Origin of the sequence: Streptomyces tauricus, from assembly GCF_014650955.1 — a bacterium.
GTDB classification, from domain to species: domain Bacteria; phylum Actinomycetota; class Actinomycetes; order Streptomycetales; family Streptomycetaceae; genus Streptomyces; species Streptomyces tauricus.
Genome location: NZ_BMVY01000007.1, coordinates 1 through 13,500, shown reverse-complemented (window position 1 = coordinate 13,500; position 13,500 = coordinate 1). Strand labels below are relative to the sequence as shown.

The 13,500-nt window shown below is 69.8% G+C and carries 10 protein-coding genes; 9 read left to right on the top strand and 1 reads right to left on the bottom strand.

Features of this window, described 5'->3' with window-relative positions; all coding sequences use genetic code 11:
* Window positions 1-46 precede the first annotated feature (46 nt).
* From IE278_RS13670 to IE278_RS13660, 3 genes are all read left to right on the top strand, one after another.
* A complete protein-coding gene (locus tag IE278_RS13670; RefSeq protein WP_189772084.1) occupies window positions 47-955 on the top strand; it encodes a DUF72 domain-containing protein in 909 nt (302 codons plus the stop codon).
* 86 nt (window positions 956-1,041) lie between these two features.
* The gene (locus IE278_RS13665) at window positions 1,042-2,292 is read left to right on the top strand and encodes a L,D-transpeptidase (protein WP_189772082.1); all 1,251 of its coding nucleotides are present in this window, start codon (window positions 1,042-1,044) and stop codon (window positions 2,290-2,292) included.
* A 183-nt stretch (window positions 2,293-2,475) separates the two neighbouring features.
* A complete protein-coding gene (locus IE278_RS13660; RefSeq protein WP_189772080.1) occupies window positions 2,476-3,858 on the top strand; it encodes a glycoside hydrolase family 16 protein in 1,383 nt (460 codons plus the stop codon).
* A 101-nt stretch (window positions 3,859-3,959) separates the two neighbouring features.
* Here IE278_RS13660 and IE278_RS13655 read toward each other — a convergent pair whose 3' ends face one another.
* Window positions 3,960-4,877: a helix-turn-helix domain-containing protein gene (locus tag IE278_RS13655; RefSeq protein ID WP_189772078.1), complete on the bottom strand. Its 918-nt coding sequence runs from the start codon at window positions 4,875-4,877 to the stop codon at window positions 3,960-3,962.
* A gap of 146 nt (window positions 4,878-5,023) precedes the next feature.
* On the opposite strand from IE278_RS13655, the gene tkt reads away from it, so the two are divergent.
* From tkt to IE278_RS13625, 6 genes are all read left to right on the top strand, one after another.
* The gene (gene tkt / locus IE278_RS13650; protein WP_189772076.1) at window positions 5,024-7,129 is read left to right on the top strand and encodes a transketolase; all 2,106 of its coding nucleotides are present in this window, start codon (window positions 5,024-5,026) and stop codon (window positions 7,127-7,129) included.
* Window positions 7,130-7,148: 19 nt separating this feature from the next.
* Window positions 7,149-8,294: a transaldolase gene (tal, locus tag IE278_RS13645; protein WP_189772074.1), complete on the top strand. Its 1,146-nt coding sequence runs from the start codon at window positions 7,149-7,151 to the stop codon at window positions 8,292-8,294.
* On the top strand, window positions 8,291-10,321 hold the full coding sequence (gene zwf / locus IE278_RS13640; protein WP_246570303.1) for a glucose-6-phosphate dehydrogenase: 2,031 nt from the start codon (window positions 8,291-8,293) through the stop codon (window positions 10,319-10,321). Before tal ends, zwf begins: the two co-directional genes overlap by 4 nt.
* Window positions 10,318-11,250, top strand: a complete 933-nt coding sequence (gene opcA, locus IE278_RS13635; RefSeq protein ID WP_189772072.1) for a glucose-6-phosphate dehydrogenase assembly protein OpcA — start codon at window positions 10,318-10,320, stop codon at window positions 11,248-11,250. The genes zwf and opcA overlap by 4 nt, the downstream gene beginning before the upstream one ends.
* The gene (pgi, locus tag IE278_RS13630) at window positions 11,243-12,892 is read left to right on the top strand and encodes a glucose-6-phosphate isomerase (RefSeq protein WP_189772070.1); all 1,650 of its coding nucleotides are present in this window, start codon (window positions 11,243-11,245) and stop codon (window positions 12,890-12,892) included. The genes opcA and pgi overlap by 8 nt, the downstream gene beginning before the upstream one ends.
* A gap of 15 nt (window positions 12,893-12,907) precedes the next feature.
* A partial coding sequence (locus IE278_RS13625) for an NADP-dependent phosphogluconate dehydrogenase (protein WP_189772407.1) occupies window positions 12,908-13,500 on the top strand: 593 nt, incomplete at its 3' end.

The window sequence follows — 13,500 nt, the reverse complement described above, 5'->3', positions numbered from 1 at the left end:
GGCCTCGTCCAGGTGTCGGGTGCCGTCCCGCGGCTACTGGTAGGGGATGGGAGACACACTCGTCGGCACGTGTTCGTGGACGGATCCGAAGCTGGTTGCCAGCGGCTGGTACCCGCCGGGGCGACGGGACGCGGAGGGCAGGCTGCGGTACTACGCGGAGCGGTTTCCCGTCGTGGAGGTGGACTCCACGTACTACGGTCTGCCGAGCGAGCGCAACAGCCTCCTGTGGGCCGAACGGACGCCGGACGGTTTCCTCTTCGACGTGAAGGCCTTCTCCCTCTTCACCGGCCACCCCACCCGGGCCGCCGCCCTGCCCGCCGATCTGCGGGCCCTCCACGGCCGGTGCCCGGACGATCCGGGACTGCTGGACGAGTTGTGGCGACGGTTCACCACGGCGCTCGACCCACTGCGGCGGACCGGCAGGCTCGGCACCTTGCTGTTCCAGTTCCCTCCGTGGTTCGGACCCGGCGACCGGTCCGTAGCCGTCCTCCAAGGGTGGTCGCGGCGGGCCGCCGGATGGCCGCTCGCCGTGGAGTTCCGGCATCCGGACTGGTGGCGGCCGGACCTGCGGCAGGAATCCGCCGACCTGCTCACGCGGCTGGGGATGAGCGCGGTCAGCGTGGACATGGCCCAGTCCGTCGCCGACGCCGTCCCCCCGGTCGACGTGGTCAGCACGCCCCGGCTGGCGGTCGTCCGCTTCCACGGGCGCAGCCCGGCATGGGGGTCCGGGAGCAAGGAGGACCGCTTTCGGCACACCTACACGGCGGACGAGTTGACCGGCTGGCTGCCGCGGTTGCGTGCGATGGCCGAGCGCTCCGACGAGCTCCACGTGCTCTTCAACAACTGCTGCGCCGATGCCGCCGTACGCGCCGCGGAGACCATGAGCGGCCTCCTCGCCGCCCCGGCCGCACCCCCGCCCGCCCACCAACCGTCGCTGCCCCTCACCGGAATCTAAGCCGGGACCCCACCCCCTCACAGCACAAACCCATACAGGAGGAGCAGGCTGCACACACATCGGTGGTCACAGCAGGAAGGCATCTCGTGGGCGTCTCGCACATATCCGACGGGCCGGAGACATGGTCCCGGCGGGGCGTTCTCGCCGTGCTCGGGGCCGTACCGGCCGCCGTGCTCACGGGCTGCGGCTCCCGGGCCGGCGCCTCGGACACCACCGGCCCCGGCGCCGGCGCCACCGCCCCAACAGCCTCCGCCGACTCCGCCGCCTCCACGGCAGAGGTGTCCGCCCTCACCCTCACCCCCGCCGACGGCAGTCGGAACGCCGGCTTCACCAGCCCGGTCCAGGTCACCGCGTCCTCCGGCACCCTCTCCCGCGTGCGGGTCACGGCCGACGACGGCTCCGCCCTCTCCGGCACCTTCGACGACACGCGTACGACGTGGACCTCCGACCGCAATCCCTACTCCGGCACCGCGTACACGGTCACGGCCGAGGCGGAGGGGGCCACCGAAGAGACCCTCTCCTTCAGCACCGAAGCGGCCGCGGACACCTTCGTCGGACGGTTCACACCCGAGGCGGGGTCCACCTCAGGCGTCGGCATGCCGGTGTCCGTCACCTTCACGCACGCCGTGACGGACCGCGCCGCCGTCGAGAAGGCGATCACGGTGACCGCGGACCCGCAGGTCGAGGTCGTGGGGCACTGGTTCAGCGACACCCGGCTCGACTTCCGGCCCGAGGAGTACTGGGCGGCGGGCACGAAGATCACCCTGGCCCTGCGGCTGAGGGACGTCGAGGGTGCGGCCGGCGTCTACGGCACCCAGTCCAAGGACGTCACCTTCCACATCGGCCGCGAGCAGATCAGTACGGTCGACCTGGCGAAGAAGACGATGACGGTACGCCGGGACGGGCGGACCCTCGCCACGTATCCCGTGTCGGGCGGTGACGCCGAGCACACCACCTGGTCCGGGGTCATGGTGATCAGCGAGCGGTTCGAGAAGACCCGGATGGAGTCGTCCACGGTCGGGCTCGGCGACGAGTACGACATCGACGACGTGCCGCACGCACAGCGCCTGACCACGTCGGGCACGTTCATCCACGGCAACTACTGGGCGTCGTCGTCGATCTTCGGCGGCAGCAACACCACGCACGGCTGCATCGGGCTGCGCGACGCCAAGGGCGGGGGCGACACCTCCGAGCCCGGGTACGCGTTCTACAAGAGCTCCATGCTCGGAGACGTGGTCGTGGTGAAGAACTCGGGCGAGGACACGGTGGATCCGGCGAACGGCCTCAACGGGTGGAACATGTCCTGGAGCAACTGGCGCGCGGGAAGCGCTTTCTGACGTCCCGTCCGATCCGCCCCTTCTTCACGGAGTGAACTCCCAGCCCTCCTCACCGCTTTCTCTGTTGCACCTCTTGACGACCGGAGTGCCGAAGAGCACATTGGCCGCGCAGCTGCGTTGAGAGCGCTCTCAACGCTCTCGGAACCATCCGCGCACCCCCACTCCGTACCCGAAGAGGCACCCATGAGGGAAACTTCCGGCACACCTTCAAGACCTGGCCGAATACGGCGCTCGGTCATCGCGCTGGTCGGCGTGCTGAGCCTGGCGGCGGCCGGGGCCTCGGCGGCGCAGGCGGACGCGCCCACGCCGCCCAGCGGCTGGACCCAGGTCTTCGTCGACGACTTCAACGGCGCCGCGGGCACCGGCGTCAACACCGCGAACTGGCAGTACGCGACCGGCCACGGCTACCCGGGCGGGCCCGCCAACTGGGGCACGGGCGAGATCGAGAACATGACGTCCAGCACCAACAACGTGGCGCTGGACGGCGCGGGTAACCTCCGCATCACCCCGCGGCGCGACGCCTCGGGCAACTGGACCTCGGGCCGCATCGAGACCAACCGCACCGACTTCCAGCCGCCCGCCGGGGGCAAGCTGCGCGTGCAGTCCCGGATCCAGATGCCCAACGTGACGGGCGCCGCCGCCCGCGGGTACTGGCCGGCGTTCTGGATGCTGGGCGCGCCCTACCGCGGCAACTACCAGAACTGGCCGAGCGTCGGCGAGCTGGACATCATGGAGAACGTCCAGGGCCTCAACACCGTGTGGTCCACGATGCACTGCGGCACCAACCCGGGCGGCCCGTGCAACGAGACGACCGGCATCGGCGGCTCCATCGCGTGTCCCGGCACGACCTGTCAGGCGGGCTTCCACACGTACGGCCTGGAGTGGGACCGCTCGACGAGCGTGGAGGAGATCCGCTTCTATGTCGACGGCGTCAACTACCACACCGTACGGGCCAATCAGGTCGACACGACGACCTGGGCGAACGCCACGAACCACGGGTACTTCATCATCCTGAACGTGGCGATGGGCGGCGGTTTCGTGGACGCCTTCGGCGGTGGCCCGGACGGTGCCACGGTGCCGGGCAACCCGATGGTCGTGGACTACGTCCAGGTGCTCACGTCGGGCGGTGGCACCACCCCTCCGCCGACCGGCAACCGTGACGCGTACAGCGCGATCCAGGCCGAGTCGTTCGACGGCCAGAGCGGCACGATCACCGAGACCACCACCGACTCGGGCGGCGGCCAGAACATCGGCGCCCTCGCGAACGGCGACTGGGTGCAGTACAAGGGCGTCAACTTCGGCTCCTCGGCGGCCAGACAGTTCGTCGCCCGGGTCGCGAGCGGCGCGGGCAACGCCGTCAGCGGTCTGGTCGAGGTCCGCCTCGACAGCCGTACGAGCACGCCCATCGGCAGCTTCGCGCTGGCCAACACCGGTGGCTGGCAGAGCTGGCGTACCGTACCCGCGAACATCAGCAACGTCACCGGCACGCACGACGTCTATCTGACCTTCACGAGCGGCCAGCCGGCGGACTTCGTGAACGTGAACTGGTTCAACTTCGGTCGCTGAGGGCGGAGTCGCGACAGTCACGCGCAGGTGGAGGGGCCGCCCGGACGGGCCGCCCCTCCACCTGCGTACCGGCACCTGCGTACCAGCGCGGTCACGGCGTCTCAGCGCAGTTCCGCCCGGAACGCCACCGGTGTCGTGCCCGTGTGCTGGGTGAAGAACTTGGAGAAGTTGGCCGCGTCCGGGAAGCCCACGACGGCGCCGATGCGGCCGATCGGCATGTCCGTGTGGGCCAGCAGGCGCTTCGCCTCCAGGACGACCCGCTTGTCGATGAAGCCCTTGGGGGTCTCGCCGGTCGCGGCGCGGACCGCGCGGACGAGGGTGCGCCGGGAGTAGCCGAGCGCGTCGGCGTAGGCGCTGACGCTGTGGTTGGTGACGAAGCCCTTCTCGACGGCCTCGCGGAACCGGGTGAAGGTGCTGTCGGCCCGCGCGTGGGCCGCGTCGGCCGCGCCGGCCGCCAGATGGGCCAGCCGCAGCAGGAACGCGCTGAGGGTGTGCCGCAGCACGGCGGTGTGCAGGCTGAGCGGCAGGGTGCCCGTGTCGACGTACTCGCGCTCCAGCTGGGCGAGAGAGTTCTCCAGCGCGGTGAGCTGGTCCCGGTCGGGGCGCAGCAGCGGGGGCAGGTCGTAGCGGTAGAGGCCGGTCGCCTCGACGGTGGCGCGGGGCAGGAAGCCCGGCTGCATGATCAGGGCGGTGCCGCGGTAGTCCGCCGCCGAGGAGAAGCGGTGCACCTGACCGGGCCGGATCCACAGGATCTCGCCGTCACCGGCCTCGTACTCGTCGAAGTCGATCATGTGCCGCACGGGGCCGCCCCGGAAGAGCAGGACCACGTGGAAGTCGATGCGGTGGACGCGCTCGATCTGTTCACCCGAATGCCAGCTGCGGCCTGCTTCCATCGGGCCCACCTGCATGCCCACGCCGAGGACGCTGAGGTCGACGGGGAAGGGGAAAGTCCTGATCCCGGTCCGGCTGTGCCCCTGTCCGCCTGCTCCGTCTTCGTATTGGGTGCTTGTGTCCTTCATGTCCTTCTCATACCGGCTCGGCCCCGTGGTCGTTGTCCCACTTTCACCAAAGGCTGACACAGGGGCACCTTCCCCAGTAAAAGTCTGACTTTTAAGGTTGAAGGCATCAGAGCAGTTATCGGGCTTCCGGTGAGGATTTGTTGAAGATGAGCGCGCATACAGCTGACGGCTTTGAGTGGACCGATCTGGACCGGCGAGCCGTCGACACGGCCCGTCTGCTGGCGGCGGACGCCGTGCAGAAGGTCGGCAACGGCCACCCCGGCACCGCGATGAGTCTGGCCCCGGCCGCGTACACCCTCTTTCAGAAGGTGATGCGTCACGACCCCGCCGACCCTGAGTGGACCGGCCGCGACCGCTTCGTCCTCTCCCCCGGCCACACCTCGCTGACGCTGTACACCCAGCTCTTCCTCTCCGGCTACGAGCTGGAGCTGGACGACCTGAAGGCGTTCCGCACCCACGGCTCGAAGACGCCGGGACACCCCGAGTACGGCCACACGGCCGGCGTAGAGACCACCACGGGACCGCTCGGCCAGGGCCTCGCCAACGCGGTGGGCATGGCGATGGCCGCCCGCTACGAGCGCGGCCTCTTCGACCCGGACGCCCCCGAGGGCGAGTCCCCCTTCGACCACACCATCTGGGGCATCGTCTCCGACGGCGACCTGGAGGAGGGCATCTCCGCCGAGGCGTCCTCGCTGGCCGGTCACCAGAAGCTCGGCAACCTCGTCTTCCTCTACGACGACAACCACATCTCGATCGAGGGCGACACCGCCACGGCCTTCTCCGAGGACGTGCTGAAGCGGTACGAGGCGTACGGCTGGCACGTACAGCGGATCGAGCCCTCGACGGACGGCGACACGGCCGGTGACATCGACGTGCACGCGCTGTACGAGGCCCTGACCGCCGCCAGGAACGAGACCGGGCGTCCCTCGATCATCGCGATGCGCACGATCATCGCCTGGCCCGCCCCGAACGCGCGGAACACCGAGGCCTCGCACGGCTCGGCGCTCGGCGCGGAGGAGATCGCGGCCACCAAGCGGCTGCTGGGCTTCGACCCCGAGCAGTCCTTCGCGGTGTCGGACGAGGTCCTGAACCACGCCCGCCGCGCCCTCGACCGCGGCGCGGACGCGCACGCCGAGTGGAACAAGCGGCTCGCCGAGTGGCGTGCCGCGCAGCCGGAGCACGCGAAGCTCTTCGACCGGATCGTGGCCGGACAGCTGCCCGAGGGCTGGGAGAGCGCGCTGCCGGTGTTCGAGGCCGGCACGTCCGTGGCGACCCGCGCGGCCTCCGGCAAGGTCCTCCAGGCCCTCGGCGGCGTACTCCCCGAGCTGTGGGGCGGCTCGGCCGACCTGGCCGGTTCGAACAACACGACGATCGACAAGACATCGTCGTTCCTCCCCAAGGGCAACCCGCTCCCCGAGGCGGACCCGTACGGGCGCACGATCCACTTCGGTATCCGCGAGCACTCCATGGCCGCGGAGATGAACGGCATCGCGCTGCACGGCAACACCCGTATCTACGGCGGCACCTTCCTGGTGTTCTCCGACTACATGCGCAACGCCGTCCGCCTGTCCGCCCTCATGCAGCTCCCCGTGACCTACGTGTGGACGCACGACTCCATCGGTCTCGGCGAGGACGGCCCGACCCACCAGCCGGTCGAGCACCTCGCCTCGCTGCGTGCCATCCCCGGACTGAACATCGTGCGCCCGGCCGACGCCAACGAGACCGCGGTCGCCTGGGCCGAGATCACCCGGCGGCACGCGGTGAACCCGGCCCCGCACGGCCTGGCCCTCACCCGTCAGGGTGTACCGACGTACGAGGCCAACGCCGACGCGGCCAAGGGCGGTTACGTTCTGCGCGACTCCTCCACCGAGGTGCCCGACGTGATCCTCATCGCGACCGGCTCCGAGGTGCAGCTCGCCGTGGCGGCACGCGAGCAGTTGGAAGCCGAGGGAGTGGGCACCCGTGTGGTGTCGATGCCGTCCGTGGAGTGGTTCGAGGAGCAGTCCGCCGAGTACCGGGAGAGTGTCCTGCCGACAGCCGTGAAGGCCCGCGTGGCGGTCGAGGCGGGCATCGGGCTCACCTGGTACCGGTACGTCGGCGACGCCGGACGCATCGTCTCCCTGGAGCACTTCGGCGCCTCCGCCGACGCCAAGATCCTGTTCGCCGAGTACGGCTTCACCGCCGAGAACGTCGCCGCGTCCGCGCGGGCCGCTCTCCGGTCGACCGATGGCCCGACCGCGTTCCGCGGTTGATTCCCCCGCATCAAGGAAGATGATCACTGTGACCCAGACAATCACCACCGCGGAACCGTTGAAGACCCTCTCCGGCGAAGGCGTCTCCATCTGGCTCGACGACCTGTCCCGTAAGCGCATCACGTCCGGCAACCTCGCCGAACTCATCGAGACCCGGCACGTCGTCGGCGTCACCACCAACCCCTCCATCTTCCAGGCGGCGATCGGCTCGGGCGAGGGGTACGAGGAGCAGCTCGCCGACCTCGCGGCCCGCCGCGTCACGGTCGACGAGGCCGTCCGGATGATGACCACCGCAGACGTCCGCGCCGCCGCCGACATACTGCGGCCCGTGTACGACGGGACCGGCGGCCGGGACGGGCGGGTCTCCATCGAGGTCGACCCGCGCCTGGCCCACGACACGAAGGCGACGGTCGCCGAGGCCAAGCAGCTCGCCTGGCTGGTCGACCGCCCGAACGTCATGATCAAGATCCCGGCGACCAAGGCCGGGCTGCCCGCGATCACCGAGGTCATCGGCCTCGGCATCAGCGTCAACGTCACGCTGATCTTCTCGCTGGAGCGCTACCGCGAGGTCATGGACGCCTACCTGGCCGGCCTGGAGAAGGCCCGGGCCAAGGGCCTCGACCTCGCCACCATCCACTCCGTCGCCTCCTTCTTCGTCTCCCGCGTCGACAGCGAGATCGACAAGCGGCTGACGAAGCTCGGCACGGACGAGGCCCTCGCCCTCAAGGGCAAGGCGGCGCTCGCCAACGCGCGGCTCGCGTACGAGGCGTACGAGCAGGTCTTCGACGGTGAGCGCTGGAACGCCCTCGATGGCGCCCGCGCCAACAAGCAGCGCCCGCTGTGGGCCTCGACCGGCGTCAAGGACCCGTCCTACAAGGACACGCTGTACGTCGACGAGCTGGTCGCCCCCGGCACGGTCAACACGATGCCCGAGGGCACGCTGAACGCCACCGCCGACCACGGCGAGATCCGCGGCGACACGGTGAGCGGCGGCTACGCCCAGGCCCGCGCGGACCTGGACGCCGTCGAGAAGCAGGGCATCTCGTACGACGAGGTCGTCGGGCAGCTGGAGACCGAGGGTGTCGCGAAGTTCGCGGTGGCCTGGGACGAGCTGCTGGACGCGGTCACGGTCTCGCTCAACAGCAAGGGAGTTGACGGCGAATGAGCAAGAACCCTCCCGAGGGAACCCCGACGGAGACGCCGGCGCCGGACACGGCCCCGGCGGCCTCCGCCCCGGCCGGAAGGCGCAAGAAGGCGGCGACGCCGCCCGCCAAGAAGACGGCGGGCGCGACGAAGGCCACGGGCGCCAAGAAGACGGCGGGTGCGGTGAAGTCTGCGGGCGCGGCGAAGGCCACGGGCGCCACCAAGTCGGCCGGCGCCACGAAGTCCGCGGGCGCGAGTAAGACCGCGGGTGCTTCGAAGGCCGCGGGTTCGAGTAGGGCTGCTGCCTCGAAGGCCGCCGGTGCCAAGAAGGCAGCCGGTGCTGCCAAGAGCACGGGTGCCACGAAGGCGGCGGGTACCGCCGGCGCCGCCGGGGCCAAGAAGGCCGCTCCGGTGCGTGCCGAGGCCGCCGCTGCGGGCAGCTCGGCCGCGGTGGCGGACGTTGCCGTGGACGCCACCGCCGCCGATCTCGCGCCTCAGTCGCTCGTCGAGGTGCTGGAGCATGGTGACGGGTGGGTCAATCCCCTTCGTGATCCTCAGGACCGGCGGCTGCCGAAGATCGCCGGGCCCTCCGGGCTCGTCATCTTCGGTGTGACGGGTGACCTGTCGCGCAAGAAGCTCATGCCGGCCGTCTACGACCTGGCCAACCGCGGTCTGCTGCCGCCCGGCTTCTCCCTCGTCGGGTTCGCCCGGCGTGACTGGGAGGACGAGGACTTCGCCCAGATCGTGCACGACTCGGTCCGCGACCACGCGCGCACCGAGTTCCGCGAGGAGGTCTGGCAGCAGCTCGCCGAGGGCATGCGGTTCATCCCGGGTGACTTCGACGACGACCAGGCGTTCGAGCAACTGCGCGCCGCGGTCGACGAGTTGGACAAGTCCCGGGGCACCAGCGGCAACTACGCCTTCTACCTCTCCGTACCGCCGAAGTTCTTCCCCAAGGTGGTCAAGCAGCTCAAGAAGCACGGGCTCGCCGAGGCTCCCGCGGGTTCCTGGCGGCGCGGGGTGATCGAGAAGCCGTTCGGCCGCGACCTGAAGAGCGCGCGCGAGCTGAACCGCGTGGTGCACGAGGTGTTCGACCCGGAGCAGGTGTTCCGGATCGACCACTACCTCGGCAAGGAGACCGTCCAGAACATCCTGGCGCTCCGCTTCGCCAATCAGATGTACGAGCCCATCTGGAACCGGTCGTACGTCGACCACGTACAGATCACGATGGCCGAGGACATCGGCATCGGAGGCCGCGCGGGCTACTACGACGGCATCGGGTCCGCCCGTGACGTCATCCAGAACCACCTGCTGCAGCTGATGGCGCTGACCGCGATGGAGGAACCCATCGCCTTCGACGCCGACTCGCTGCTCACGGAGAAGCTCAAGGTCCTCAAGTCGGTCAAGCTGCCGGAGAACCTGGGCGAGCACACGGTCCGCGGCCAGTACGCGACCGGCTGGCAGGGCGGCGAGAAGGTGCAGGGATACCTCGACGAGGACGGCATCGACCCCGGTTCGACGACCGACACGTACGCGGCCGTCAAGCTGGAGGTCGACAACCGCCGCTGGGCGGGCGTCCCCTTCTATCTGCGCACCGGCAAGCGCCTGGGCCGCCGCGTCACCGAGATCGCCGTCGTCTTCCAGCGCGCCCCGCACTCCCCCTTCGACTCCACCGCCACCGAGGAACTCGGCGCGAACGCGATCGTCATCCGCGTCCAGCCCGACGAGGGCATGACGGTGCGCTTCGGATCGAAGGTGCCGGGTACGTCGATGGAGATCCGGGACGTGTCGATGGACTTCGCGTACGGCGAGTCGTTCACGGAGTCCAGCCCGGAGGCGTACGAACGCCTGATCCTGGATGTACTGCTCGGCGACGCCAACCTCTTCCCCCGCCACCAGGAGGTGGAAGAGTCCTGGAAGATCCTCGACCCGATCGAGGACTACTGGGACACGCACGGCAAACCCGCGCAGTACGCCTCGGGCACCTGGGGTCCCGGGGAAGCCGACGAGATGCTCGCACGAGACGGACGGAGCTGGCGCAGGCCATGAAGATCGACCTGACCGACACCACGGCAAGCAAGATCAACAAGGCCCTCGTGCAGGGTCGCCGCGCCATCGGCACGCCAGCCGTGGGCATGGTCCTGACGATGGTCATCGTGACGGACGAGGAGAACGCGTACGACTCGATCAAGGCGGCCGAGGAGGCCTCGCACGAGCACCCCTCGCGCACCCTGGTCGTCATCAAGCGGCACGCCCGCACCCCGCGCGACCGCACGAACTCCCACCTCGACGCCGAGGTACGGGTCGGCGCGGACGCCGGTACGGGTGAGACGGTCATCCTGCGGCTGTACGGCGAGGTGTCCGACCACGCCGACTCGGTGGTCCTGCCGCTGCTGCTCCCGGACGCGCCCGTCGTGGTCTGGTGGCCGGTGGACGCGCCGGAGGTCCCGGTGAAGGACCCGCTGGGCGCCCTCGCACAGCGCCGGATCACCGACATGTACGCCGTGGAGACCCCGCTGGACGCCCTGGAGGCGCGTGCCGCCGCGTACGCGCCGGGCGACACGGACCTGGCCTGGACCCGGCTGACGCCGTGGCGTTCCATGCTCGCCGCCGCTCTCGACCAGGCCCGCACGAAGATCATCTCGGCTGCTGTCGAGAGTGAGGCCGAGAACCCGAGCGCCGAACTGCTGGCCCGCTGGCTGGAGGCCCGCCTCGGCGTCTCGGTCGACCGGGTCGTCACCGAGGGGCCCGTGGTCACCGCCGTGAAGCTCGGCACCGAGAACGGCGAGATCGTCATCGACCGCCCCGAGGGCCCCCTCGCGACGCTGTCCCTGCCGGGCCAGCCGCCGCGCACCCTCGCGCTGAAGGTCCGCAGCACCTCCGAGCTGATCGCCGAGGAACTGCGGCGGCTCGACGCGGACGAGATGTACGCCGTCGCCCTGCACGGGGACGACGCCCAGAGGGAGAGCCGTGTCTGACTCACCGAAGCTCACCCGCCGCCCCGAGTGGACCGCTCTGGAGGACCACCGGGCCGGCCCCTTCCTGCACGCGCGGTTGCGTGAGCTGTTCGCCACGGACCCGGAGCGCGCCGAGCGTTACACCGTGCGCGTGGGCGACCTGCACATCGACTACTCGAAGCACCTGATCACCGACGAGACGCTCGCGCTGCTCCAGGAACTCGCCACCGCCACCGACGTGTTCGGACTGCGTGACGCGATGTTCCGCGGGGAGCGCATCAACGTCACCGAGGACCGGGCCGTCCTGCACACCGCGCTGCGCGCCCCGCGTGACGCGGTCGTGGAGGTCGACGGCGAGAACGTCGTGCCGAAGGTGCACGCCGTGCTCGACCGGATGGCCGGCTTCGCCGAGCAGGTCCGCTCCGGCAAGTGGACCGGCCACACGGGCAAGCGCATCAAGAACGTCGTCAACATCGGCATCGGCGGCTCCGACCTGGGCCCGGCGATGGCGTACGACGCGCTGCGCGCGTTCACCGACCGGGATCTGACGGTCCGGTTCGTGTCGAACGTCGACGGGGCCGACCTGCACGAGGCGGTGCGGGACCTGGACCCGGCCGAGACGCTGTTCATCGTCGCCTCGAAGACGTTCACCACCATCGAGACGATCACCAACGCGACCTCGGCGCGGTCCTGGCTGCTCGCCGGGCTCGGCGATGAACCGGCGGCCGTGGCGAAGCACTTCGTGGCGCTGTCGACGAACGCGGAGAAGGTCGCCGGCTTCGGTATCGACACGGCGAACATGTTCGAGTTCTGGGACTGGGTCGGCGGACGGTACTCGTTCGACTCGGCGATCGGCCTGTCGCTGATGATCGCGATCGGCCCTGACCGCTTCCGGGAGCTGCTCGACGGCTTCCACCTCGTCGACGAGCACTTCAGGACGGCTCCCGCCGAGGCCAACGCCCCGCTGCTCCTTGGCCTGTTGGGTGTCTGGTACGGCAACTTCTTCGACGCGCAGTCGCACGCGGTGCTGCCGTACTCGCACTACCTGTCCAAGTTCACGGCGTACCTGCAGCAGTTGGACATGGAGTCCAACGGCAAGTCCGTGGACCGGGACGGACACCCCGTCGAGTGGCAGACGGGCCCGGTCGTGTGGGGCACGCCCGGCACCAACGGGCAGCACGCGTACTACCAGTTGATCCACCAGGGCACGAAGACGATCCCGGCCGACCTGATCGGCTTCGTCAACCCGGTCGCCGAACTGGGCGGCGAACTCGCGGCCCAGCACGACCTGTTGATGGCGAACCTCTTCGCCCAGGGCCAGGCGCTGGCCTTCGGCAGGACGTCGGAGGAGGTGCGGGCGGAGGGAGTGCCCGAGGAGCTGGTGGCGCACAAGACGTTCAAGGGCAACCACCCGACGACGACGATCCTCGCCCGCGAGCTGACCCCCTCGGTCCTCGGCCAGCTCATCGCCCTCTACGAGCACAAGGTGTTCGTGCAGGGCGCGATCTGGAACATCGACTCCTTCGACCAGTGGGGCGTCGAACTCGGCAAGGTCCTCGCCAAGCGCGTCGAACCCGCCCTCACCGAGGGCGCCGACGTCCCCGGCCTCGACTCCTCCACCAGCGCCCTCGTGGCCACGTACCGCACTCTCCGGAAGAAGTGAACTGACATGACTGCGATGCAGCTTGGTCTCATCGGCCTCGGCAAGATGGGCGGCAACATGCGCGAGCGCATCCGCCGCGCGGGCCACACCGTCATCGGCTACGACCGCAACCCGGAGCTCGCCGACGTGAGCAGCCTGAGCGAGCTGGTGGGCAAGCTCGAAGCGCCGCGTGTGGTGTGGGTGATGGTCCCGGCCGGTGCCGCGACGCAGTCCACCGTGGATGAGCTCGGCGAGCTGCTGGAGCCCGGTGACGTGGTCGTGGACGGCGGCAACTCGCGCTGGACGGACGACGAGAAGCACTCCGAGGAGCTGAAGGCGAAGGGCATCGGCTTCGTCGACGCCGGCGTCTCAGGGGGCGTGTGGGGCCTGCAGAACGGCTATGCGCTGATGGTCGGCGGCGACGCCGAGCACATCGCCAAGGTGCAGCCGATTTTCGACGCGCTCAAGCCGGAGGGTGACGCCGGGTTCGTGCACGCCGGGAAGGTCGGCGCCGGGCACTTCTCCAAGATGGTCCACAACGGCATCGAGTACGCCATGATGCAGGCTTACGCCGAGGGCTGGGAGCTGCTTCAGGCGGTCGACTCCGTCACCGATGTGCGCGAGGTCTT